At 66.7% G+C, this 24,753-nt stretch carries 21 protein-coding genes; 4 read left to right on the plus strand and 17 right to left on the minus strand.

The window, feature by feature from the left end:
• Positions 1-6: 6 nt before the first annotated feature.
• The 5 genes from CX676_RS04960 to CX676_RS04980 form a co-directional block, all read right to left on the minus strand.
• On the minus strand, positions 7-2,367 hold the full coding sequence (locus CX676_RS04960; protein ID WP_101751635.1) for a xanthine dehydrogenase family protein molybdopterin-binding subunit: 2,361 nt from the start codon (positions 2,365-2,367) through the stop codon (positions 7-9).
• A gap of 14 nt (positions 2,368-2,381) precedes the next feature.
• Positions 2,382-2,879, minus strand: a complete 498-nt coding sequence (locus CX676_RS04965; protein ID WP_101751636.1) for a (2Fe-2S)-binding protein — start codon at positions 2,877-2,879, stop codon at positions 2,382-2,384.
• Between the two features lie 58 nt (positions 2,880-2,937).
• Entirely contained in the window at positions 2,938-3,399 is a 462-nt protein-coding gene (locus CX676_RS04970) for a CoxG family protein (RefSeq protein WP_101751637.1), read from the minus strand.
• A 116-nt stretch (positions 3,400-3,515) separates the two neighbouring features.
• Positions 3,516-4,727 carry a vWA domain-containing protein gene (locus CX676_RS04975; protein WP_101754149.1) on the minus strand — a complete coding sequence of 404 codons (1,212 nt, stop codon included), beginning with the start codon at positions 4,725-4,727 and terminating at the stop codon, positions 3,516-3,518.
• An 11-nt stretch (positions 4,728-4,738) separates the two neighbouring features.
• On the minus strand, positions 4,739-5,653 hold the full coding sequence (locus CX676_RS04980; RefSeq protein WP_101751638.1) for an AAA family ATPase: 915 nt from the start codon (positions 5,651-5,653) through the stop codon (positions 4,739-4,741).
• Positions 5,654-5,803: 150 nt separating this feature from the next.
• Here CX676_RS04980 and CX676_RS04985 point away from each other — a divergent pair, with 150 nt between their 5' ends.
• A complete protein-coding gene (locus tag CX676_RS04985; RefSeq protein WP_101751639.1) occupies positions 5,804-6,742 on the plus strand; it encodes a nucleoside hydrolase in 939 nt (312 codons plus the stop codon).
• On the opposite strand, the gene CX676_RS04990 is transcribed toward CX676_RS04985, so the two are convergent.
• From CX676_RS04990 to pyrH, 8 genes are all read right to left on the minus strand, one after another.
• Positions 6,739-7,506 (minus strand): OmpH family outer membrane protein, encoded by a 768-nt coding sequence (locus tag CX676_RS04990; protein ID WP_101751640.1) that lies wholly within the window; start codon positions 7,504-7,506, stop codon positions 6,739-6,741. The two genes, CX676_RS04985 and CX676_RS04990, sit on opposite strands and share 4 nt — an antisense overlap.
• A complete protein-coding gene (gene bamA, locus CX676_RS04995) occupies positions 7,506-9,851 on the minus strand; it encodes an outer membrane protein assembly factor BamA (protein ID WP_101751641.1) in 2,346 nt (781 codons plus the stop codon). Before bamA ends, CX676_RS04990 begins: the two co-directional genes overlap by 1 nt.
• 108 nt (positions 9,852-9,959) lie before the next feature.
• Entirely contained in the window at positions 9,960-11,291 is a 1,332-nt protein-coding gene (gene rseP, locus CX676_RS05000) for an RIP metalloprotease RseP (protein ID WP_101751642.1), read from the minus strand.
• Positions 11,288-12,445 (minus strand): 1-deoxy-D-xylulose-5-phosphate reductoisomerase, encoded by a 1,158-nt coding sequence (gene dxr / locus CX676_RS05005; RefSeq protein WP_101751643.1) that lies wholly within the window; start codon positions 12,443-12,445, stop codon positions 11,288-11,290. The genes rseP and dxr overlap by 4 nt, the downstream gene beginning before the upstream one ends.
• A 4-nt stretch (positions 12,446-12,449) precedes the next feature.
• Complete coding sequence (locus CX676_RS05010) at positions 12,450-13,280, minus strand: phosphatidate cytidylyltransferase (protein WP_101751644.1); 831 nt, start codon at positions 13,278-13,280, stop codon at positions 12,450-12,452.
• Positions 13,277-14,020 carry a polyprenyl diphosphate synthase gene (gene uppS, locus CX676_RS05015; protein ID WP_101751645.1) on the minus strand — a complete coding sequence of 248 codons (744 nt, stop codon included), beginning with the start codon at positions 14,018-14,020 and terminating at the stop codon, positions 13,277-13,279. The genes CX676_RS05010 and uppS overlap by 4 nt, the downstream gene beginning before the upstream one ends.
• Before the next feature lie 4 nt (positions 14,021-14,024).
• Positions 14,025-14,588, minus strand: a complete 564-nt coding sequence (gene frr, locus CX676_RS05020) for a ribosome recycling factor (protein ID WP_101751646.1) — start codon at positions 14,586-14,588, stop codon at positions 14,025-14,027.
• A gap of 130 nt (positions 14,589-14,718) precedes the next feature.
• The gene (gene pyrH / locus CX676_RS05025; RefSeq protein WP_232816637.1) at positions 14,719-15,408 is read right to left on the minus strand and encodes a UMP kinase; all 690 of its coding nucleotides are present in this window, start codon (positions 15,406-15,408) and stop codon (positions 14,719-14,721) included.
• A 120-nt stretch (positions 15,409-15,528) separates the two neighbouring features.
• On the opposite strand from pyrH, the gene miaA reads away from it, so the two are divergent.
• Both miaA and CX676_RS05035 read left to right on the plus strand, forming a co-directional pair.
• Positions 15,529-16,407, plus strand: a complete 879-nt coding sequence (gene miaA / locus CX676_RS05030) for a tRNA (adenosine(37)-N6)-dimethylallyltransferase MiaA (RefSeq protein WP_101754150.1) — start codon at positions 15,529-15,531, stop codon at positions 16,405-16,407.
• A gap of 260 nt (positions 16,408-16,667) precedes the next feature.
• Complete coding sequence (locus CX676_RS05035) at positions 16,668-17,564, plus strand: helix-turn-helix transcriptional regulator (RefSeq protein ID WP_101751648.1); 897 nt, start codon at positions 16,668-16,670, stop codon at positions 17,562-17,564.
• Here CX676_RS05035 and CX676_RS05040 read toward each other — a convergent pair.
• Positions 17,561-18,565, minus strand: coding sequence for a nucleoside recognition domain-containing protein (locus CX676_RS05040; protein ID WP_101751649.1), 1,005 nt, complete (start codon positions 18,563-18,565; stop codon positions 17,561-17,563). The two genes, CX676_RS05035 and CX676_RS05040, sit on opposite strands and share 4 nt — an antisense overlap.
• Before the next feature lie 117 nt (positions 18,566-18,682).
• Here CX676_RS05040 and CX676_RS05045 point away from each other — a divergent pair, with 117 nt between their 5' ends.
• A complete protein-coding gene (locus CX676_RS05045) occupies positions 18,683-19,135 on the plus strand; it encodes an Lrp/AsnC family transcriptional regulator (RefSeq protein WP_101751650.1) in 453 nt (150 codons plus the stop codon).
• On the opposite strand, the gene CX676_RS05050 is transcribed toward CX676_RS05045, so the two are convergent.
• The 3 genes from CX676_RS05050 to putA all read right to left on the minus strand — a co-directional run bounded on the left by CX676_RS05050 (position 19,130) and on the right by putA (position 24,668).
• Positions 19,130-19,897, minus strand: a complete 768-nt coding sequence (locus CX676_RS05050) for an RlmE family RNA methyltransferase (protein WP_101751651.1) — start codon at positions 19,895-19,897, stop codon at positions 19,130-19,132. The two genes, CX676_RS05045 and CX676_RS05050, sit on opposite strands and share 6 nt — an antisense overlap.
• Positions 19,897-21,021: a Ppx/GppA phosphatase family protein gene (locus CX676_RS05055; RefSeq protein ID WP_101751652.1), complete on the minus strand. Its 1,125-nt coding sequence runs from the start codon at positions 21,019-21,021 to the stop codon at positions 19,897-19,899. Before CX676_RS05055 ends, CX676_RS05050 begins: the two co-directional genes overlap by 1 nt.
• A 209-nt stretch (positions 21,022-21,230) precedes the next feature.
• Complete coding sequence (putA, locus tag CX676_RS05060) at positions 21,231-24,668, minus strand: bifunctional proline dehydrogenase/L-glutamate gamma-semialdehyde dehydrogenase PutA (protein WP_101754151.1); 3,438 nt, start codon at positions 24,666-24,668, stop codon at positions 21,231-21,233.
• Positions 24,669-24,753: the final 85 nt, after the last annotated feature.

Consider the following 24,753-nt stretch of genomic DNA (forward strand, 5'->3'; position numbering starts at 1 on the left):
CCTCCCTTATTCCGCCGCCATGGGCTTCTGAGCCGCCTGCAGCGCCGTCCAGACCTTCAGCGGCGTCGCCGGCATCTGCAGGTCATTATTGCCGATGGCATCGGTGATCGCGTTGATGATCGCCGGCGGGGTGCCGATGGCCCCGGCCTCGCCGCAGCCCTTCATCCCCAAGGGGTTGCCCGGACAGATCGTCTTGTTGTGCTCGATCCGGTAGAAGGGCACGTCATCGGCGCGCGGCATGCAGTAATCCATGTAGGAACCGGTCAGCAACTGGCCGTCCTCGTCATAGACGACACCTTCCAGCATGGCCTGACCGATGCCCTGAGCCGCACCGCCATGCACCTGACCCTCGACGATCATCGGGTTGATGACCGTGCCGAAATCATCGGCGGCGGTGAACTGGATCACTTTCGTCACCCCGGTCTCGGGATCGACCTCGACCTCGGCGATGTAGCAGCCGGCGGGGAAGGTGAAGTTCACCGGGTCATAGAAGGCGGTTTCCTTGAGCCCCGGCTCCATCCCCGCTGGCAGGTTATGCGCGGTATAGGCGGCCAGCCCGACCTCGTGCCACAGCATCTGCTTGTCGGTGCCGGCGACCTTGACCGCGCCGCCTTCGATCACGATGTCATCCTCGCTGGCTTCCAGCACATGGGCGGCGATCTTCTTCACCTTGGCCTCGACCTTGTCCATCGCCTTGACGATGGCCGACATGCCGACCGCGCCCGAGCGCGAGCCATAGGTGCCCATGCCGAACTGCACCTTGTCGGTATCGCCATGGACGATCGAGACATTCTCGATCGGCAGGCCGAAGCGTTCGCCGACGATCTGGGCAAAGGTGGTCTCGTGCCCCTGCCCGTGGCTATGGCTGCCGGTCAGGATCTCGATGGTGCCCACGGGGTTTACCCGCACTTCGGCGGATTCCCACAGGCCCACCCCGGCGCCAAGGCTTCCCACCGCCGCCGAGGGCGCGATGCCGCAGGCCTCGATATAGCAGGAATAGCCCAGACCCCGCAGCTTGCCGCGCGATGCCGCCTCGGCCTTGCGGGCGGGGAAGCCCGCCACGTCGGCCGCCGCCTGACCCATATCCAGGTTGCCGGCGAAATCGCCCGCGTCATAGGTCATGATGACCGGCGTCTGGTGCGGGAAGCTGCCGATGAAGTTGCGTCGGCGCAGTTCGGCCGGGTCCATCCCCATCTCGCGCGCCGCCGTCTCCATCGTCCGCTCGACAAGGAAGGTCGCCTCGGGCCGGCCCGCGCCGCGATAGGCATCAACCGGAACGGTGTTCGTGTAGATCCCCTTCACGTTACCGTAGATGTTCTGGATGTCGTATTGCCCCGACAGAAGCGTGGCATAGAGATAGGTCGGCGTCGCGCTGGAGAAGAGCGACATGTAGGCGCCGAGATTGGCGTGAGTATCGACCTTGAAGCCGACGATCTTGCCATTGGCGTCAAAGCCCATCCGCGCATGGGTGACATGGTCGCGGCCATGGGCATCGGTGACGAAAGCCTCGGACCGATCCGCCGTCCACTTGACCGAGCGTCCGGTCTTCATCGAGGCCCAAAGGCAGGTGATCTCCTCGGGATAGATGTAGATCTTGGCGCCGAAACCGCCGCCCACATCGGGCGCGATCACCCGCAGCTTGTGTTCGGGGGCGACATTGTAGAAGGCAGACAGCACCAGACGCGCCACATGCGGGTTCTGGCTGGTGGTGTAGAGAGTGTAATGATCCTCGGCCGAGTCATAGATCGCCACTGCCGAACGCGGCTCCATCGGGTTGGGGCTGAGGCGGTTGTTGACCACATGCATCTCGGTGATATGCGCCGCGCCAGCCAGCGCCGCATCGGTCGCGGCCTCGTCGCCGATCTCCCAGTCAAAGACGATATTGCCAGGGGCGTTGTCATGGACCTGCACCGCGCCGTCTTCCAGCGCCGCCGTCGAGGAGGCCACCACCGGCAGTTCCTCGTATTCGACCGCCACCAGTTCGGCGGCGTCGCGGGCCTGCTGCTTGGTCTCGGCGATGACCACCGCCACCGCGTCGCCGACATAGCGCACCCGGTCGGTGGCCAGCGCCGACCACGGGCCCATGTTCATCGGGCTGCCATCCTTGCTGCTGACGGCCCAGCCACAGATCAGGTTGCCGATGCCGTCGCCGGTCAGCTGGTGACCGTCCAGAACGGCGATCACGCCCTCGGCCGCCTCGGCCTCGGACTTGTCGATGCTGACCACTTTGGCATGGGCGTGCGAACTGCGCACGAAAGCCGCATAGGCCTGGTTGTCCACCCGCACATCGTCGGTATAGCGACCCTGTCCGGTGATGAACCGCTTGTCTTCCTTGCGCTTGACGCGCGCGCCGATTCCGGTGCTCATCTCTATCCCCTCCCTCACTCGGCCGCGCGGGCCATGCCCGTCATCTTGCCAGCGGCGTCGTCGATGGCCTTGACGATGTTATGATAGCCGGTGCAGCGGCAGAGATTGCCCTCCAGCTCGAAGCGGATCGCCTCTTCGGTCAGGTCCTTGCCCTGCGCCTGGTAGCGGTTCACCATGTCGATCCCGGCCATGATCATGCCCGGCGTGCAGAAGCCGCATTGCAGCCCGTGATGGTCATTGAACGCCACCTGCATCGGGTGCAGTTCGCCGCCATTGGCGATGCCCTCGATGGTGGTCACCTCGGCGCCCTCCAGCGAGACGGCAAGCTGGGTGCAGGACTTGATGGCGCGGCCGTTCACATGAACGGTGCAGGCGCCGCACTGGCTGGTGTCACAGCCGACATGGGTGCCGGTCAGGCGCAACTGCTCGCGCAGGAATTCGACGAGAAGGGTGTTATCCGGCACGTCGCGGCTGACCGCCTTGCCGTTCACCTTCATGCTTACCTTGGTCATGGAGTTCTCCCTGGGTCTTTTTGGTGTGGCCGGCTGTCACCCCGGCCCGGCAAGTTTGTCAGGACGCGCGCCCTGCCCCGCCGTCGTTCAGATAGGTCTGAAAGTTCTCAAAGAATTTCGCCGCCAGCTTCTTCGAGGTCGACTCGATCAGCCGGCTGCCAAGCGCCGCCAGCTTGCCGCCGATCTGGGCATTGACCTTGTAGGTCAGCACGGTCTCGCCGCCGTCATCGGCCAGATGCACATCGGCCCCGCCCTTGGCAAATCCCGCCACCCCGCCCTTACCCTCGCCGCGGATGGTATAGCTTTCGGGGGCATTGATGTTTTCCAGCTGCACCTCGCCGTTGAAGCGCGCCTTCACCGGGCCGATCTTCTGGACCACGGTGGCGGTGAACCCGGTATCCGAGGTCTTGGCCAGTTCCTCGCAGCCGGGAATGCAGGCCTTCAGCGCATCGGCGCTGTTCAGGGCCTGCCACACCACGTCGCGGGGGGCGGAAATGCGATATTCGCCAGTCATATCCATGCAGTCTCTCCTCCTCAGGAAACGGGCATGCCATGCCCGCTCAGCTTATCGGCAGACCCCTACAACGCAAGGATTTTGACTTGGCGGTAAACAGTCCATTGGTCGTAGAGACCGGCTCACATCTGCCTGAGCAGCACATCGCGCAGACCGGGCTCGGCCAGCGCGCGACCAAGATCGGCGAGGCTGTCGAGCGAGTGGCAAGCGTGCAGGCTGTCGACATGTGGCAGGATCGCGCGGACCCCGGCGGCACGCGGCGAGAAGCCGTCGAAGCGCAAGAGCGGATTGAGCCAGATCAGCCGTCGGGACGACAGCGACAGGCGCTGGATCTGCGAGGCCAGCAGGTCGGCATCGCCGCGCTCCAACCCGTCGGTGATCAGCAGGACCACGGCATTGCGCCCCAGCACCCGGCGCGACCAGTCCTTGTTGAACCGCTCGATCGCCGCACCGATGCGCGTGCCGCCCTGCCAGTCGCTCGCCTCATGCCCGATGGCTGCCAGCGCGGCATCGGGATCGGGCTTTTGCAGCGCGCGCGTCACATTGGTCAGGCCGGTGCCGAAGGTGAAGGCATCGACCCGGCCCCAGCGCCGCACCGGCGCATGGGCCATGGCATGGAGGAAGCGCATCAAGAGCCGCGAATAGACCGACATCGAGCCGGAGATATCGCAGATTGCCACCAGATCGGGCGGGCGCTTGAGCGGTGATTTCCGCGCGATCCGCTCGATCTCGCCACCCCGGCGCAGGGCAGCGCGCAGGGTGGCACGGGGATCGGGCCGCGCGCCATGCGGGTCCGGGCGCATCCGCCGGGTCAGGATCGGCGGCACCGGCAGGCTCAGCCCCCTGATCGCCGCCTCGGCCTCGGCCAGTTCCGCCGCGCTCATCTGTTCGAAATCCATCGCCCGAAGCACGGCATTGTCGGACCAGCTCAAGAGCGCATCGCGCTCGATCTCCTCGCGCTCGGGCAGATCGGGGGGATCACGCTCGGGCAGATCGCCAAGGGCATCCGCCGCGCGGCGATGGGCCGCCGGCTTCGGCGGTGGCGGCTTGTCCTCGCGCATCTTGGGCGACAGCATGTGCAGCATCGATTCCAGGAACTGCGGATCGCGCCAGAACATGGCAAAGACCTGATGGAACAGGTCCAGATCATCGGCGCGCGTGACCATGGTGGCGCGCAGGATGTGGTAGAAATCGACCCGCCGGGTAAAGCCCGCCGCCTCGACCGCGCGTATGGCGGTCTCGACCTGCGCGGTGCCGAGCTTCATCCCGGCCTTGCGCAGCGCGCGGGCGAAATGGACGATGTTCTCGACCAGCCGGCCATCGGCCTGGGGCATCAGCCCGCCCCTCACCCGACTGCGGCCAGTTCGGCCTTGGCCTTGTCCAGAAGCCGCGTGGTCTCGGCCCCGGCGATCTTGGCGATGTCATCCTGGTATTTCAGCACCGCCCCCACCGTGTCGGTGATGAGGTCCGGCGACAGCGCCACCGCATCGAGCGCGACCAGCGCCCGCGCCCAATCGATGCTTTCGGCCACGCCCGGCGACTTGAACAGGTCCTCGCCGCGCAAGCCCTGCACGAAGGCCACAATCTCGGCCGACAGCTTTTCCGTCGCCTCTGGCACCCGGGCGCGCAGGATCGACAGCTCGCGCTGGAAGCCGGGGTAATCGACCCAGTGATAAAGACAGCGCCGCTTCAGCGCGTCATGCACCTCGCGCGTGCGGTTCGAGGTCAGGATGACGATGGGCGGCTCGGCGGCCCTGATGGTGCCAAGCTCGGGGATAGTGACCTGGTAGTCCGACAGCAGTTCCAGCAGGAACGCCTCGAAGGGTTCGTCGGTGCGGTCGATCTCGTCGATCAGCAGCACCGGCGGGCCTTCGGGCTGCGGCTCCAAGGCCTCGAGCAGCGGGCGGCGGATCAGGAACTCGTCCGAGAAAAGTTCGGTCCGCAGCGCCGCGCGATCGGTCTGGCCCACCGCCTCGGCGGTGCGGATGGCGACCATCTGGGCGGCGAAGTTCCATTCATAGATGGCGCTCGAGGCATCCAGACCCTCGTAGCATTGCAGCCGGATCAGCCGCCGACCAAGTGCCGAGGAGAGCGCGCGGGCGATCTCGGTCTTGCCCACCCCGGCCTCGCCCTCCAGAAACAGCGGCTTGCCCAGTTTCAGCGCCAGAAAGGCCACCGTCCCCAGATCGCGCCCGGCAATGTAGTTCTGCCCGGCAAGCAGGGTGATGGTGTCGTCGATACTGGCTGGCAATTGGGTCACTGGCACACTCCGAGGAAGCTTCATCCTAACGACTAGCGCGCCGGGCTTCCCCCTGTCCATTGGTCGCAAGTTCATCGGCTTCAGGCCGGGCTTGCACCCGGATGCGGTTCGGCGCAGGAATGGAGGCTGCGAAAAGACAGGAGACCACCCATGGCGCGCAAGATCATCATCGACACCGATCCCGGACAGGATGACGCCGTGGCGATCCTGCTGGCGCTGGCCAGCCCCGAGCTGGAGGTGCTGGGCCTGACCGCCGTGGCCGGGAACGTGCCGCTGGCGCTGACCGAGGTGAACGCGCGCAAGATCTGCGAACTGGCGGGGCGTCCCGATCTGCCGGTCTTTGCCGGCTGCGATGCGCCCTTGGCGCGCAAGCTGGTCACCGCCGAGCATGTGCATGGCAAGTCCGGCCTCGACGGGATCGAGTTGCCGGCGCCGACCATGGCGCTGCGCGACCGCCACGGGGTCGAGTTCATCATCGACACGCTGCGGGCCGAGCCTGCCGGCACGGTGACGCTGGTGCCTATCGGCCCCCTGACCAATATCGCCCAGGCCTTCCGCCGCGCCCCCGACATCGTCGAGAAGGTGCAGGAGATCGTGTTGATGGGCGGCGCCTATTTCGAGGTCGGCAACATAACCCCGGCAGCCGAGTTCAACATCTATGTCGATCCCGAGGCGGCGGCCGAGGTCTTTGCCTCGGGCGTGCCGATCGTGGTTCTGCCGCTTGATGCCACGCACGAGGCGATGACCTCGGCGCACTGGGTCGAGGAAATGCGCGCCCTGCCCAACCGCTGCGGCCCCGCAGTCGCAAGCTGGACCGACTTCTTCGAGCGGTTCGACAAGGAGAAATACGGCAGCAAGGGCGCGCCGCTGCATGATCCCTGCACGGTCGCGTGGCTGCTGAAGCCCGAACTGTTCGAGGGCCGGCAGATCAATGTCGAGATCGAGCTGAAGGGCGAGTTCACCCTTGGCATGACCGTGGCTGATTACTGGCGCGTCACCGGTCGGCCGGAAAACGCGCTCTATATCCGCCATGTCGACCGCGACGGGCTGTTCCGCCTGCTGAGCGAACGGATCGCGCGCCTGCCCTAATCGCCGCTGGTCCCGGTCGCGGCCTCGGGGGCAGCCTCGGGGGCAGCCTCCGGGGCAGTCTCTGCGGCGGGATCGGGAACGGCCTCGGGAGTTGGCTCCGGGGTCGCTCCGGGGGCCGGGTTGTCCTCGGGGGAAATCTCGGGCTGATCCGAGCCGTCGCCCAACTCGGTATCGACGCGGGCGATCAACTCGCTGGTGATGTCGATCCCATCGGCTGACAGCAGCACCGTGCGCCGGTCGACGACCAGCACCGCACCGCGTTCCTGCATCAGCTGCCCGATCAGCGGCACCACCGCCTGGAAGAAGGCCGTCTGCTCGGCATCGATGCGGGTGTTCAGATCCTGCACGGCCTGCGCGCGTTCGCGCCGGACCTCGGAGGCGCGGGCATCGAAGGCCTCGGCCAGCTTGCGGAATTCTGCCGGGTCAAGTGTCGCACGCTGCTGGGTCAACTGCGCTTCCTCGTCCGACAGTTGCGTGGCAAGCCGCTCGTTCTCGGCGGTCAGTTCGACGCCTGCCTGCTCGAATTCCGCCTGTAGCCGGCGCCCCCAGGCAGACCCGGCAAAAAGCCGGTCCTGATCGACGGTGACGACCGCGCCCGATTGCGCCTGCACCGGGACGATGATCGGAGTGCGCGGTGACGCCGGGGCCGGTGCCGGCTCGGCCGCTGTGCCCCCGGTGACCGGCAATGGCGGCGCCTCCTGCGCCGGCGCTGGCCCTGCGACCAGGGCCAGTGCAAGCGTCAGGGCAAGCCGGTTTACGGTCATCAGAACCGGGTCGAGATGGTCAGGTCGAAGTTCTGTTCCTCGTCGTAGTCTTCCTGCTTGACCGCGTGCGAGAAGTTGAACCGCAAGGGTCCGATCGGCGTGGTCCAGAACAGCGAGGCACCGACCGAGGCACGGACCTTCATGCCGTCATCGATCTCGTAGGCGTCACCGGCCGGGGTATAGGCGGTGGTGTTGTCCAGCCCCCAGACCGAGCCGACATCGGCGAAGAGACCGCCCGAGATGCCGTATTCCTCGGGCAGGCCAAGCGGGAACTGCGCCTCGGCGCGGGCGACCCAGAAATAGTTGCCCCCCAGCGCGTCCTCGTTCTCGGCGCGCAGATCGCGCGGACCGATGCCGTTCGGCTCGAAGCCACGGATCTTGGTGCCGTTGCGATAGCGGTCGATGATACGGGTATCGCTGTCGTCATAGCTGAGGATGGCGCCGGCCTCGAACTCGGCCCGCAGCGTGACCTCTTCGCGCCAGGCGCGGCTTTCGACGCCGGCCAGCAGCGCGGTCTTGACGTTCTTGGTATCGCCACCCAGCCCGGCGAAATCCTGGCTGAAGTTCAGCTTGTAGCCGGTCAGCGGGTTCAGCCCGGTGATGCGGCTGTCATAGCTGTAGACATAGCCGAGCGCCGAGGTCGTCCGGGCGCCCTCGTCATCGATGATCAGCGACGAGCTGCGGGGTTCGACCGCCTCGTCATCGTCGGGAATACCGTCGGCCACGTTGAAGATGGTGTCGCGGCTGAGGCGGTAACGCACTTCCAGCCGGCCGTTCTGCGAGACCGGGAATTGCAGGCCGGTGCCAATGAAGGCCGAGCGCGTGTCGTATTTCGAGTTCAGCTGCTCGGTCTCGGCATAGCCGCCCGAGAAGCGCCAGCGCAGGTCGCGGCCCAGAAGATAGGGTTCGACGAAGTTCACCTCGGCCTGGCGGTCGCCATCGGCGGTCGAGACGGCCACGCCGACCTCTTGCCCGCGTCCAAGGAAGTTGCGCTCGTTCAGCGCGGCGTTGAAGCCGACGCCCGCGTTCTGGCCGTAGCTGGCACCGAAGGACAGCGAGCCGGTGGGCTGTTCCTCGACGTTCACATCGACGATCACCTGCTGCTCGCTGCTGCCCTGGCGGGTCTCGACCTGGGCATCCGAGAAATAACCAAGCGCGCGGATGCGCTCGGCCGAGTTGCGGATCTCGCGCGGGTTGAACGGGTCACCCTCGACGGTGCGGAACTGGCGCCGGATGACGCGGTCAAGCGTGGTGGTGTTCCCCTCGATGTCGATGCGCTCGACGAAGACGCGCGGGCCACGGGTCAGGGCAAAGGTCAGGTCCAGCGTGCGCGAGCCGGGATTGCGGGTCACGCGCGGCTCGATATTGACGAAGTCCAGCCCCTGCTCGATGGCGACGGTTTCCATCCGGCGGATGGTGTTGTCGATGGCGGCGGGGTTGTAGACTGCCCCGCGCCGCACCCGGTTCTGCGCCGAGAAGGCCGAGGCATCAACGCCCGGAATTTCCGAGACCGTATCGACCGTGCCAAAGCGGTATTGCGGACCTTCCTGGATGTTGAAGGTGACGTAGAAGGCGTCGCGTTCGCGCACGATCTCGGGCGCGACGGCCTGCACCTTGAAATCGGCATAGCCGCGCGAGCGGTAGAAATCGGTCAGCAGTTGTTCGTCGAAGGGGATACGTTCGGGCACGAAGGTATCGGCCTGGATGAAGGTGCGCAGGATGCCGGCCTGCTTGGTCTCCAGCACCTGCCGCAGGCGGCGGTCGGAAAACGCGCGGTTGCCGGTAAAGCCGATGCGCTCGATCTCGGTGACATCGCCTTCGCTGACCTCGAAGACCAGGTCGACGCGGTTACCGTCTCGGCGGATGATGCGCGGATCGACCCGCGCGGCCAGACGGCCCCGGGCGGCATAGGCCTGGGCGATGGCGGTGGCATCGGACAAGGCCGTCGAGGGCTGGTAAACGCGGCGGGCCTGCGACTGGATCACCGCCTGCAGGTCCTCGTCATTGATGCGCTTGTTGCCCTCGATGCTGATCTGGTTGATCGTCGGGTATTCGCTGACCCGGATGACCAGCGTGCTGCCCTGCGGGATCACCTCGACGCTTTCGAACAGGCCGGAATTCTGCAACCGCTGCAGCGCTTCGTTCAGGTCGCCCCCGGGCACCTCCTGCCCGCGCGCGATATTGGCGAAGCTGAGGATGGTGGCCGCCTCGATCCGCTCGGCCCCCTCGATCCGCACATCGTTGAAGGCAAAGGCCGAGGCGGGCGTGGCCACCATGGCTGCCGGTGCCGCGATCGCCAGTGCCGTCATCAGCGCAACCGCGCGCGTCCCCAGTTTGCGTGTCATAGCCGCCCCTCTGATATCAAGCCTGCTCGCGCCGCTTCGGCGGCACTTTCTTTTGTTGGTTCATGCTGTAACCCCGTTTCGCGGCGGCTGTCAAAACCGCAGTCGCGTTCAGGGGCAGAAAAGATCGTTGGTGAGGCCGAAAATCATCAAGCCGATGACGGCGGCAAAGCCGATGGCGGTCAGGAGATTCAGGGCCCGGTCCGAAGGCGGGCGGCCCGTTACAGCCTCGTAGCTGTAGAACATCAGATGCCCGCCATCGAGCACCGGGATGGGCAGCAGGTTCAGGAAACCGATGGCCGCCGACAGGAAGGCGATCCAGGTGATGAAGCTTGCGCCACCGGCGCTGGCCGCCTGTCCGGTGGTCTGGGCAATGGAAATCGCGCCGCCCAGGTTGCAACTGTCGATCTGCCCCGAGATCATCGCCCAGAGCCCCGACAGTGACATGGTGATGACCGACCAGGTGCGGTCGATCCCTAGCCACAGCGCCTCGAGCGGGCCGGCCGTGCGGGTCTCGGGGGTGAAATAGCCGTCGCCGCCGGTGATGCCCACCAGCCAGCGCCGTTCATAGCCGCCCTCGGCTGCCGGCAGGTCCTGCTGCTTGGCGGCGACGGTATAATCCGTGACCTCCTCGCCCTCGCGCCAGACTTTCAGGACCAGCGGATTACCCTCGGCTGCCGCCACCTTGGGCGCGATCTGGTCAAAGCGGTCGACCCGCACCCCGTCCACCGACAGGATCACGTCATCGGGGCGCAGGCCGGCATCGGCGGCGGCACTGCGCGCGCCGACCCCCGAAACGCGCGGCGGCATCGGATCGGGGCCGGGGACAGTCAACTCGTCATTGCCGCGTTGCACCCGCCATTCCTGCGACGCGGCGGGCGGCACGGTCTCGATGACCTTGCGCATGTCGGCCCAGCCCGCCACCGGCACCCCGCCAATGGCCAGAACCTGGTCGCCCGGCATCAACTCGTTCACCACCTCGGGCGGCGAAGGCGCGATCTCGCCGATCACCACCTGGTCGCGCGGCAGGCCGACGATCATGGCGAAGCCGGCGAAGATCAGGATCGACAGGATGAAGTTGAACACCGGCCCGGCCAGCAGCGTGGCGAAACGCGCCCAGAGCGGCGCACCCGACAGCGTTTGCCGCTGCAAGGCCGGATCGACGCGGCGACCCGGCCCGGCACTGGCGGCGTTCTCGTCGCCCATGAACCGGACATAGCCGCCAAGCGGCAGCGCCGCGACCTGCCACAGCGTCCCGTGCCGGTCGCGGCGCGAGAAGATCTGCGGGCCGAAACCGATGGAAAACACCTCGGCCTTGATGCCGGACCAGCGGCCGACGATGTAATGGCCGAACTCGTGCACCGCCACGATGATCGACAGCGCCACGATGAAAGCCAGCAGCGTGTAAAGCGTGCTGCCGAATTGCGGGATCAGGTCGGTCATGCGGCGGCGGCCTTTCGTGCTCTGCTGTCCCAGTCAAGGACGGTGGGCAGGTCGCCCGGTTCCCGGCTGAAATGGGGCTCTCGGGCCATCAGGTCCAGAGTGGCCTCGACCCGAGGGGCCATTTCGGTGAAGCGGATGCGCCCGGCGATGAAATCATCCAGCGCCTGTTCCTTGGCGGCATTGAACACCGCCCCCGCCGCACCGCCCGCCGCGATCACCTCGCGCGCCAGCCGCAGGGCCGGCCAGCGGATCTCGTCGGGATGGCGGAAATTCAGGCTGCCAAGCGCAGCGAGATCCAGCACCGGCAAGGGCAGCGGCTGGCGCTCGGGCCAGTTCAGCGCATAGCCGATGGCATGGCGCATGTCGGGCGGTCCCAGATGCGCGATGGTGCCGCCATCCTTGTGGGTGACCATGGCGTGCAGGATCGATTCCGGGTGAACCAGCACCCTGATCTTCTCGGCAGGAAGGTCAAAGAATTCATGCGTTTCAATGACCTCCATCGCCTTGTTGAACATGCTTGCGCTGTCGATGGTGATCCTTTGGCCCATCTGCCAGTTGGGATGGGTTGAGGCCTCGGCCACCGTCGCCGCCGCCAGCCGCTCCAGCGGCCAGTCGCGGAAGGCGCCGCCCGAGGCAGTGATGGTCACTTGCTCGACATTTTCGAGATTCGAGTTGCCAAGGGATTGAAAAATCGCAGAATGTTCTGAATCGACCGGCAGGATGCGGGCCTCGGCCTCGGCCGCCGTCTGGCGCAGCAGGGTGCCGGCACAGACCAGCGATTCCTTGTTGGCGAGGGCAAGCGTGCCACCCCTCCGCAGCGCGGCCATGCCCGGCGCGAGACCGGCCGAGCCAACGATGGCCGACAGCGTCCAGTCGGCTGGACGGCCCGCCGCCTCGATCAGCGCCCGTGTCCCGGCAGCAGCCTCGACACCCGAGCCCGCCAGTGCGGCGCGCAGGGCCGGCAACTCGTCCTCGTGCGCGGTTACGGCAATCTCGGCCCCGAGCGCGCGCGCCATTTCGGCCAGCCGTGCGATATTGCGCCCGCCGGTCAGGGCCACGGTGCGGAAGGCCGCCGGCCCGCCCGCCCGCATCAGGAGGTCAAAGCCGCTTTCGCCGACCGAGCCGGTGACACCGAAAATCGAAACGCTACGCATGGGATCAGAACACCAGAACCGGGATATGGGTGAGGATGCTGATGAACAGCACCGCCAGCACCGCGCCAGAGACCGCGTCGAAGCGGTCCATGAATCCGCCGTGACCGGGGATCAGGTTGGAACTGTCCTTGACCCCCGCCCGCCGCTTCAGCCAGCTTTCGGCGATGTCGCCCATCTGCCCGGCAAAGGCCACCAGCGGAGAGATCCAGATCAGCGCCGGATCGCCATGGCCGCTGAGCCAGAGGATCAGCCCAAGCGCCACCGCGCCGACCCAGCCCGCCACGGTGCCGGACCAGGTCTTCTTGGGGCTGAGACGCGGCCAGAACTTGGGGCCGCCAAAGAACTTGCCGGCGAAATAGCCAAGGATATCAGACAGGAAGACCACGCCCATCAGCCAGATGACGAAGGCCAGCCCATAGCCCTCGCGCATGATGACCAGCCCATAGCCGACCAGCAGGATCGCGACGCCAAAGACCGCATAGGTCACCCGGTCACGGGAAATCGCCCCGGGCAACCCGGCGATCAGCGGCAGCGCCAGGTACAAGAGGCCCCAATAGCTGCCGACCATCAGCGAGAGGAAAAGCGAGATCCCGGCCAGCAGCGCCAGCACCATCGGGCGGGCGCGGCCAAAGGGCATCTCGTGCATCGCCGGATAGCGCCAGCCGGTCATGTTGGCCAGTTCCCAGAAGGTCAGCCCGATGAAGGTGGCCATGAACAGCCGCAGCATCACCCCGGTCGACAGCGCCAGCGCCAGACCGATCCCCAGAAGGATCAGGGCAGAGGTGATCCGCCGCCCGAGGTCGGACCATCGGCCGGATTGTGAACCGCCTGTCATACCCCTCCGAAGCGCCGCTTGCGCAGGCCGAAGCGGTCCAGGATCTCGGCCAGATGATCGGGGGTGAAATCCGGCCAGAGCGTCTGGCTGAACTCGTATTCGGCATAGGCCGCCTGCCAGGGCAGGAAATTCGAGGTGCGGGTCTCGCCCGAGGTGCGGATCACCAGGTCCGGGTCGGGATGGCCGGCCGTATCAAGGCAATCCTGCAGATCGGCCTCGGTGGCCGGCCCGGTCAGATGGCCCAAGGCGATCTTCTCGGCCAGACGGTTCGAAGCGCGCAGCAATTCGTCGCGGCCGCCGTAATTGATCGCCACGGTCAGGTTCAGCCGCGTATTCCCGGCGGTGCGCGCCTCGATCCCGGCCATCAGGCTTTGCAGCTTGGGGTCCAGCCGCTCGCGCGCGCCGATGAAGCGCATCCGCACACCCTCGGCGGACAGCCCGTCGGCCTCGCGCTGGATGTAGCGGCGGAAGATCTTCATCAGGCCCAGCACTTCCTCGGAGGAGCGCTTCCAGTTCTCGGTCGAGAAGGCATAGATGGTCAGCCAGTTCACCCCGATATCGGGGCAGGCGCGGACGATCTGCTTCACCCGCTCGGCGCCACGACGATGGCCGACCAGTCGCGGCCAGCCGCGCTCGGTGGCCCAACGGCCATTGCCGTCCATGATGATGGCGACATGGCGCGGCGGTTGGCCGCCCCCTGCGCCGCTCGCGGCGTCGATCTTGGCGGTTTCCGCAACCATCCGCTCAGACCTGCATGATCTCGGCCTGCTTGGCCTCGAGCGCGCCATCGACGGCGGCGATCATCTTGTTGGTCAGCTCTTGAACCTCGGTTTCCCAGAATTTCTGGTCATCCTCGGACATGCCGGCGGTCTTGCCCTTCTTGATCTGGTCCATGCCGTCGCGGCGCACGTTGCGGATGGCGACCCGGGCGTTCTCGGCATATTGAGCCGCGACCTTGGTCAGCTCGCGCCGGCGTTCCTCGTTCAGCTCGGGGATCGGCAGCATGATGATGGTGCCGTTGGTCTGCGGGTTGATGCCCAGCCCGCTGTCGCGGATGGCCTTCTCGGCGCGGCTGACCAGACCCTTGTCCCAGATGTTGATGGTGACCATGCGCGGCTCGGGGACGTTGATCGTGCCGATCTGGTTGATGGGCGTCGGGCTGCCATAGGCGTCGACCATGACCGGCTCGACCATGCTGGCCGAGGCGCGGCCGGTGCGCAGGGTGCCGAACTCGTGGCGCAGGCTGTCCATCGCGCCCTTCATCCGCCGTTCCAGATCATCGGTATCGACTTCGAACTCTTCTGCCATCTCGCCTTGCCTGTCGTCTTGGTTTTCTCAGCTTGTAACCGCAAAGCGGCCCGGAGGCAAAGGGGACTAGCTGCAGCGCGGCAGGTTTCACCGGCCCCTGCGACAGTCGGCCCCCTGCCCGTCTCGAGGCTTAACCGTGGACGCGCGTATAGGTTCCGCGACCTTCGAGAATGCCCTTGAACCCGCCCGGCTCGTCCAGCGAGAAGACGATGATCGGCAGGTCGTTGTCGCGCGCCAGTGCAATCGCCGAGGCATCCATCACGCCAAGGTGCTTCTGCAGCACCTCGTCATAGCTGACGGTCTCGTAACGCTTGGCATCGGGGAATTTCACCGGGTCCTTGTCATAGACGCCATCGACCTTGGTGCCCTTGAAGATCGCCTCGCAGTTCATTTCCGAGGCCCGCAGCGTCGCCGCCGTGTCGGTAGTGAAATAGGGGTTGCCGGTGCCGGCGGCGAAGATGATCACGCGCTTCTTTTCCAGGTGGCGCACGGCGCGGCGGCGGATATAGGGCTCGGCCACCTCGTCCATGCGGATGGCGCTGATGACGCGGCAATGGATGCCCTTGGCCTCCAGCGCCGATTGCATGGCCAGCGCGTTCATCACCGTGGCCAGCATCCCCATGTAGTCGGCGGTGGTCCGCTCCATCCCCTGGGCCGAGCCCTGCAGCCCACGGAAGATGTTGCCGCCACCGATGACCATGCAGATTTCGACGCCCAGCTTGTGAACCGAATCAACCTCGTCGGCGATGCGGGCCACGGTGGGCGGATGCAGGCCATAGCCCTGATCGCCCATCAGCGCCTCGCCCGATATCTTCAGCATCACGCGGTCATAGCTTTTGGGCTTGGCCCCTTCGGTCTCGGTCACGGCATGGGCCCCCTGTCGGTTTCATTGCCGCGCAAAATGTCGCAAAAGCGGTTCAGGTTCAACCACAGCCAAACCATGCCCGAGCACGATCTGACGACAATTCCCCGCGACCGTCACCTGCTGATCGCCGGTCCCACCGCCAGCGGCAAGTCGGCGCTGGCCATGCAGGTCGCCCGCGCGCAGGGCGGACTGATCGTGAATGCCGATGCGCTGCAGGTCTGGTCCTGCTGGCGGGTGCTGACGGCGCGGCCCTCGGCGGCCGAGGAAGCCGCCCTGCCCCATGCACTTTACGGCCACGTCGCGCCGGGGCGTAGCTATTCGGTCGGTGACTGGCTGTCTGACGTGACGGCACTGGGTAGCCAGCGGCTGATCATCGTGGGCGGCACCGGGCTTTATCTGACGGCGCTGACCGAGGGTCTCGCCTATGTGCCGCCAACCCCGCCCGAGATTCGGGCCGAGGGCGACCGGCGGCTTGCCGAACCCGAGGGGCTGGGGCAGATGGTCGCAGACCTCGATCCGACCACGCGCGGCAAGATCGATGTGCTGAACCCGGCCCGCGTCCAGCGGGCCTGGGAAGTTCTGGAAAATACCGGGCGCGGGCTGGCGGACTGGCAGGCCGAGACGCCGCCGCCGCTGATCGGCCCGGATCAGGCGACGCGGGTCGTGCTGATGGCCGACCGGGACTGGCTGGTCGAACGAATCGCCCGCCGCTTCGACCTGATGCTGGACCAGGGGGCGTTGGACGAGGCGCGCGCGGTTTTGCCCGGCTGGCAGCCCACCGCGCAATGGGCGCGGGCCATCGGCGCGCCCGAGTTGATCGCCCACCTGCGGGGCGAGTTGACCCTCGACGAGGCGCGCGAACGCGCGGTGATCGCCACCCGGCAATATGCCAAGTCTCAGCGCATCTGGTTTCGCAGTCGGATGAAGGCATGGCAGCCGCTGCCCGTCGGCTGACGCTGCCGGGCCTGTGGCAGAACTGCCCTTTCCGGCAGGCTGTGCACAAAAACTGCGGAACTCTTTTACATCTCATGCGCTATAGGCAATAATTCGCCTATAGTGTCTTGCTGTGCGGAGTTCTGTCCATGTCGGCCGAAGGTCGTCGCCTCGCGAATTCCGGTTTTCCGTTTACCCCCAGTCGCTTCAAGGGGATACCGCAGGCTGGTTCTGCAACCCCTGTTAGTGCAACCGAGCCGTGGCGGCTGGCCGGTGCGGGGGTGAATGCGGGCTATATCGACGACGGCACCGGCGAATTTATGGGCGAAAACTCGCCGTCCCTTGCGCGCAGACCGCTGGCTCAGATCGGCAGCCGCGCACGGCCTCAACCCCGGCTCAGGCTGCTGCCGCTGGCCGGTTTCGTCTGGGGCAGCCGCGCCGCCATGCCGCTGCCGCGGACGCGGGGCGAGCATGTGCTGATCCGTGTGACGCGCGGCACGCTGCAACTGGATTTCCCGCGCAGCCGTCAGGCGCTGGGGCCGGACAGCCTGTTCTATATTCCCTGCGGCACCGCCTTTGCCGCGCTGCCCCTGGTCGATTGCGCGGGCGAGGTGCTGCTGATCGCGCCCGAGCTGACCCGCGACCTCTCCCATCCCCTGCCCGAGCGCGCGCTTGGCGGGCGGCTGGACCATGACGACCCGGCGCCCCGGCTGATGCTGCAGGAGCTGGCGCAGGAGGCACGGCGGACCAGCCCCGATGCGCGCGCCGCCATCGCCTGCCAGTTGTCGCTTCTGGCGCTGCGGCTGGCGCGGCTGGAACCCGTGGCCCGCCGGGTGCAGGCCAGCCCGGGCCATGATCCCGACCTGCCGCTGGCCGAGCGTTTCGTGGCGCTGGCCCAGACCCGTCTGGCCGATGGCAGCACCATCGCCGATCTGGCCGACACGCTTGGCGTGACCACCGCCGAGCTGGATGCGGCCTGCCAGCACCGGCATGGCAAGCGGGCGGTGGACCTGGTCCACGACCTGCGCCTTGCGCGGGCGGTGCAGATGCTGCGCGACACCAGCGAAAGCCCGGCCCGGATCGCGCGGATGCTGGGTTATTCCAGCCTCGCGCATCTGAGCCGGGCCTTCGTCACCGCCACCGGGCGCCTGCCCGACAGCTTTCGCGGCGCGGATTAGGCCACGTCGCCCTGGGGCTGACCCGACGGGCCGTCCGTGACCCTGCCACCCGGCACGAAGAACCACTGGTAGAACAGCCGATCCGGCACCCGGTTCAGCACACGCACCACCAGCGCCGTGGCGGCGATGGCGAAGATCATCCGGCCAAGACCCACCGCCAACCCGTCGGCACCGATGGCCATGACGATGGCCGTGTCCTCGATGATCGCATGGGAAAAGCCCATGAACACGCAGGCGGCAAAGATCTGGCGCGGCGGGATCAGCCCGCTTTGCGCCTCGCGGATCATCATGCCGCCGCCATAGGAAATGCCCAGCAGCGCGCCGATCACCGCGAATTGCCGCGCCTCGCCGCTGATCCCCGCCAGCCGCAGCACCGGATCGACGAGGCGGTTGAGCAGGTCCATGACGCCGGTGAGGCGCAGGATCTCGATCGCCCAGCAGAGCGCCAGCAGCACGATGAGCATCCAGCCCATGGTCTCGGCCAGCCCGATCAGGAAGCTGGTCCAGCCCTCGGTCCCCGCCATCGGCGTCCAGACCGCCGAGACCGGGGCCTGCATCCAGCCGGTCGCACTGCTTAGCTGGTGCAGGATCATTGCATAGATCATGCCGCCGCCCACCCGGATCAGCACCGTCGCCATCAACCGCGCACCGGTCTGGCGCAGGATGCCCTGCTCGATCGGCAGGGCATGGGCGAAGAGGAGCAGCGACGAGAGGATGGTGACATCGGCCACGGTCAGTTCGCTGACCGGAACCAGCGCGAAGATCAGCGGGATCGCCCCCCAGATGCCGATCAGCAGCCCGGTCAGCCAGGCCAGCCCCAGTTCCGGCGGCAGGTCATAAAGCGCCATGACCGGGCCGAAGGCCGGGGCGATGGCCTTGATCACGCCCATGCGCGACAGCGCCTCGGTGATCAGCGCGATGGGCAGGATCAGGCGCACCAGCATCCAGTAAAGCTGCAGGTAGGACAGGGTCTTGCGAGTGATATGGTCGAGAATCGTCATGGGAGGAATCCGTTGATCTTTTTTCATCCTGTGCCATGGCTGCGATGACGGTTGTGGTCAAAGATTGCAGTTTCGTGCAATAATATTGCAAAGATGTCTGTCACCGGAACGCCGCCCATGGACCGCCTCGACCGCAAGATCCTGAACCTGATGCAGCGCGACGCCGCGCGGACCAATGCCGATCTGGCCGACGAGGTCGGGCTGTCGCCCTCGAGCTGCCTGCGTCGGGTGCGGCGGCTGCGTGGTTCGGGCGTGATCGAGCGGGTGGTGGCGATCCTGAACCCGGCCAAGGCGGGGCGAGTGCTGAAGGCCATCGTGACGGTGGAGTTGCAGCGCCACGGCGAACAGCAGCAGGCGCGCTTTCTGGCGCTGGCGACGAGAGAGGAAGCGGTGGCGCAGGCCTATGCCGTGACCAGCCAGACCGACGTGGTGCTGATCCTGCGCCTCAAGGACATGGAGGAATTCGACGCGCTCTGCGAGCGGCTGTTTCGCGACGATACGAACGTGGCGCGCTTCTTTACCATGGTGGTGATCCGCACCGCCAAGGAGGAAACGGCGATCCGGCTATAGGTCGCCGTCGGCGTCTTCCGCAGTCTCGTCGGGACGCCCGCGGAACCCCTGCGCCACCACGAATTTCTCGGATGAATCGCTGCGGCTTGCCGGCGGCTTCACATTGGCGACCTTGGTGAAGTTCTTCTTCAGCATGGTCTGCATCTCGAGCTCGGCCCCGCCCGCCAGCACCTTGGCGACGAAGGTGCCGCCCGGTTCCAGCACGTCGAAGGCAAAGGCCGCCGCCGCCTCGACCAGCGCCACGATGCGCAAATGGTCGGTGTTCTTGTGACCGCTCGAGGCTGCGGCCATGTCCGACATGACCACATCGGCGCGACCGCCGAGCCAGTCCTTGACCTTCTGGTCGGCGCCTTCCTCGAGGAAGTCCAGCACATGGATCTCGGCCCCGGCAATGGCATCGACCTCTTGCAGGTCAACGCCCAGCACCCGGCCGACGGATTTGCCACCCTTCTCGCCAAGCGCATTCACCCGCGCCACGGCGACCTGACACCAGCCACCGGGCGCGCAGCCCAGATCGACCACCCGGGCGCCGGGCACCAGGAAGCGGTACTTGTCGTCCAGTTCGAGGATCTTGTAGGCCGCGCGGCCGCGATAGCCCTCGCGCTTGGCGCGGGCGACATAGGGATCGTTCAATTGCCGTTCCAGCCACAGCTTGCTGGACATCTTGCGGCCCTTGGCGGTCTTCACCCGCACCTTCAGGTCGCGCTGCCCGCGCCCGCTGGTATTGCCCTTGGCGCTGCCCGCGCCGGTACCCTTGGCCATCACGCCACTCCGTTCAATCCTTCGGGCGTCAGCACCCCATCCTTCACCATCTGCGAATAGAGCAGACCTTCGCGCAATCCCCGGTCCGCCACCGACAACCGGCTGGTCGGCCAGACCCGCATCAGCGTCTGCAGGATCGCCGCGCCCGACATGATCAGCGCGTGCCGTTCCCGCCCGATGCGCGGATCGGCGCGGCGGCCCTCGGGGCCAAGTGTGAGGTAAGAGTGAATCACCTTGTCGATCTGATCGCTTGTCATGGTCAGCCCGTCAACCTTGGTTCGGTCGTAACGGCGCAGCCCCAGATGGCTGGCCGCGACCGTGGTGACGGTGCCCGAGGTGCCGATGATCTGGAAATTCTCCTCGGGCGAGCCGTTCGCATAGGGGGCGAAATCGGCCAGCATCTCCTCGAAATACCAGCTCATCAGCGCGAAGCGGCCCTGATCGTCCTCGACATCGGCGAACTGGTCGCGCAGCGTCGCCACGCCAAGCGGCACGCTGATCCAGTCCACGACCCGCGCGCCACCCGGCTGCGGATTGCGGAACCCGTCCCCCAGCCGCATGATCGCCCGCGCCCGTTCGGTCGGCTCGACATCCTCGAGATCGATCCAGACAAGCTCGGTCGAGCCGCCGCCGATATCGACCACCAGCAACTGCTCGGTCGCGAGGTTGACCAGCGGCGCACAGGAGATCACCGCCAGCCGGGCTTCTTCCTCGGCCTCAATGATCTCGACCGGCAGGCCGGTCTCGCGCTGGATCTTGCGCATGAAGTCGCGGGAATTGCGCGCGCGGCGGCAGGCCTCGGTTGCAACCAGACGCATGTTCACGACGTTATGGGTTTCGAGCTTGCGCCGGCAAACCTGCAGCGCATGCACCGTCCGCGCCATGGAACTGCGCGACAGACGACCAGACGCCTCGAGACCCTGCCCAAGCTGGACGGGTTTCGAGAAGCTGTCGATGACCTGAAACTGATTGCCGCGCGGCCGCGCAATCAGCATCCGGCACGAATTGGTTCCAAGGTCCAGTGCCGCATAAAGCGGCCCTTCCTCGGACTGGCGGGTGACGGTCGGCTCAACCGGTTTCAGCTTCGGGAACGCGTCCGCACCCGCGGGACGCCTGGGCGTCATTGGCACGCCCTCCGATATCAACTTGGACCCAACGTAGCGCGCGACCTGTCACCGTTCAAGGGGCAGGCAAGTGCGCGGAAATGCGCAACAGCTGATTTTATGTGCACAGATCCTGTATCCGTGCCTGCGGACAAGCATTTCAGGGCAAATGATTTTTTCGCGGCACCCCGGATTTGCCGGGTGCCGCTCGGGTCTTGGGTGATACCGCCCTACTCGGCTGCGGCCAGCAGCGAGGCATTGCCCCCCGAGGCGGTGGTATCGACGCAAAGATGCCGTTCCAGCACCGCATATCCGGCCAGTTCCGCGCTGCCCGCCAAGGGGATGATCGGCCCCGCCCGCCCGGCCAGGGCGATGCGATAGGCCCGCGCCATCTCCTCGGACCCGTCATAGGCGACAACCGCCATGCCGCCGAGGCTGGACAATGCGCCGGGCAAAAGCCGACCCGTCACCTCGACCGCCGCACAGCCCGCTGCCGCCGCGATGGCGGCCTGCGCGCCCGTGTCGGGGCCAAGGCACAGGACCGTGCCGCGCGCATGGCTGGTCAGCCGGTTCGATTCGCCGGTGGGTCCGGGCAGCAGCGTGGTCTCGCGCGGGGTGTCGATATCGGTCTTCGCGCGCTTCAACTGATCCCGCACCAACTCGCTATCGGCCTCGGGCCGGTCATCGGCCACGTGCCGATGCCCCGCCGCCCGGAAGCGCGGCACGTAATGCGGCCCGCCGGCCTTGGGACCGGTGCCCGACAGGCCCTCGCCACCGAAGGGCTGGCTGCCGACGATGGCGCCGATCTGGTTGCGGTTCACATAGAGGTTCCCGACATGGATATGCCGGTCGATATGCTCGACCCGGTCATCGATGCGGGTATGAAGGCCAAAGGTCAGCCCGTAGCCCGAACCGTTGATGGCGGCGATCACCCGGTCCAGATCCTCGGCCTTGAAGCGGGCGACATGCAGGACCGGGCCGAAGATCTCTTTCTCGATGGCCTCGATGCCGCTGACGCGGATGGTCACCGGCGGCACGAAATGCCCGCGCGAGGGCGGCTTCAGCCGGTGCAGGATGCGCCCGTCGCTGCGCGCGGCCGAGACGTGATCGTCGATGCCCTTCCTTGCACCGGCCGAAATCACCGGGCCGACATCGGTTTCCAGATGCCAGGGATCGCCCATGCGCAGCTCGTCCATGGCGCCATGCAGCATGGTCAGCACCTTGTCGGCCACGTCCTCCTGCACATAGAGGATGCGCAGCGCCGAGCAGCGCTGCCCCGCCGACTGGAAGGCGCTGGCCAGGATGTCGTGCACCGCCTGTTCGGGCAGCGCGGTCGAATCCACCACCATCGCGTTCAGCCCGCCGGTTTCCGCGATCAGTGGCGCATCGGGGGCAAGGTTTTCCGCCATCGCCCGGTTGATCGCCTGCGCCGTGGGCAGGCTACCGGTGAAGCAGACGCCCGCCACACGCGGATCGCTGGAAAGCGCGGTGCCGACCTGCCGCCCCGGTCCGGGCAGCAGTTGCAGCGCATGGGCCGGCACCCCGGCCTCGTGCAGCAGCTGGGTGGCCCGCCAGGCGATCAGGCTGGTGGTCTCGGCCGGCTTCGCCAGCACGCCATTGCCGGCGGCCAGTGCCGCCGCGATCTGGCCGGTGAAGATTGCCAGCGGAAAATTCCAGGGCGAGATGCAGGTGATCACCCCGCGCGGCGCGTCAGCCGTGGCGAAGCCCGCGTAATAGCGCAGGAAATCCACCGCCTCGCGCAGTTCGGCCACGCAATCGGCCAGCGACTTGCCGGCCTCGCGGGCGATCAGCGCGAAAAGCTCGGCGTAATGCGCCTCGTAAAGATCGGCGGCGCGGTTCAGCACCTCGGCGCGGGTCTCGGGCGCTGCGTCCCAGATCGCCGCCGCGCCAAGCGCGCCGGCAATATCCGCGTCGGATGACAACGCGATCCGGCCCACGTGGTCCCCCGGACGCGCCGGGTTCACCACATCCTCGCCGACCCGCGCGGCATCGTCACCCGCAACGGCCAGCAGCGGCCCGCCCTGCCAGTGATGATCCGCCCATTTCCCCCGCTCGGCATCGATCATCGCCAGCGTCTCGGGATCGCGCAGGTCGAAGCCGCGCGAGTTCAGCCGGCTGCCGAACAGCGCCTGCGGCGCGCGAACGCCCCGCGCCGGCTGGCCCGCCACCTTCTGCCATTCGATGAAGGGATCGGGTGCCACCTCTTCGGGCGGCACGTCGGTATCGACGATGCGGTTGACGAAACTGGAATTCGCGCCGTTCTCCAGCAGCCGCCGCACCAGGTAGGCCAGCAGGTCCTCATGCGCGCCGACCGGGGCATAGATGCGGCAGCGCGTGCCATAGCGGTCGTGCAGCAGGTCATGCAGCGCCTCGCCCATGCCGTGCAGGCGCTGGAATTCCCAGTCCTTGTCCTCGCCCGCCAGTTCCAGCACCGCCGCCGCCGAATGGGCGTTGTGGGTGGCAAATTGCGGATAGATGCGGGGGCTGGCCAAGAGCTTGCGGGCCGAGCAGATCCAGGCCACATCGGTCGCGGTCTTGTGGGTCCAGACCGGGAAACCCTCCAGCCCCTCGACCTGCGCGCGCTTGATCTCGGTATCCCAGTAGGCGCCCTTCACCAGCCGCACCATGATCCGCCGGTCCAGCCGCTCGGCCAGCGCCTCGAGCCAGTCGATGACATGGGGCGCGCGCTTGCCATAGGCCTGCACGACGACGCCAAACCCGTCCCAGCCCGCCAGCGAGGGGTCCGACAGCACAGCCTCGATCACGTCCAGCGACAGGTCCAGCCGGTCGGCCTCTTCCGCGTCGATGTTCAGGCCCATATTGGCGGCCTTGGCGGCGCGGGCGAGGCGCAGCACGATCGGCACCAGTTCTGCCATCACCCGGTCGCGCTGACCCTCCTCGTAGCGAGGATGCAGCGCCGAGAGCTTGATCGAGATGCCGGGATTGGCGCGGATGTCATCGCTTTTCGCCTGCGCCGCCAGCGCCGCGATCGCGCCCTCGTAGGCGGCTGTATAGGCGCGGGCATCGGCCTCGGTCCGCGCCGCCTCGCCCAGCATGTCATAGCTGTAGGTAAAGCCCTTGCCGACCCGCTCGCGCCCGCGCCGGATCGCGTCCTTGACCGTCTCGCCCAGCACGAATTGCTGGCCCATCTCGCGCATGGCGCGGTGAACCGCGGTGCGGATGACCGGCTCGCCCAATCGTTTCACCGCGTTCCTGAGATGCCCGGCGATCCCCGGGCTTTCATTGCCGCGCAGCACCTTGCCGGTCAGCATCAGGGCCCAGGTCGAGGCATTGACCAGCGACGAGGCCGACTTGCCCAGATGCTGCCCCCATTCCGAGGGCGCGATCTTGTCCTCGATCAACTCATCCATGGTCTCGGCATCGGGCACACGCAACAGCGCCTCGGCCAGGCACATCAGCGCCACGCCCTCGTCGGTGGAAAGGCCATATTCGGCCAGAAACACTTCCATCAGCCCCGGATCGTCACCGGCACGGATGTCGCGGACCAGCGCGGCGGTGGTGGCGTCGATGCGGGCGCGGGCGGCGGCATCGGGGCCATAATCCGCGATCAGCGCGGTGATGGCCGCGGTCTCGTCGGCATTATGCGCCTTGCGCATCGCTTGGCGGTTCGGGTCTCTCTGGGCCATGGCGTCCTCCGGCACGGGCTTTCGCTCACGCTAGCGCGTGATCGGCCCGGTTGCACAGGGGGATTTGCGGGTCTATCTGCTGGGT

Source organism: Paracoccus zhejiangensis (assembly GCF_002847445.1).
Lineage (GTDB): Bacteria > Pseudomonadota > Alphaproteobacteria > Rhodobacterales > Rhodobacteraceae > Paracoccus > Paracoccus zhejiangensis.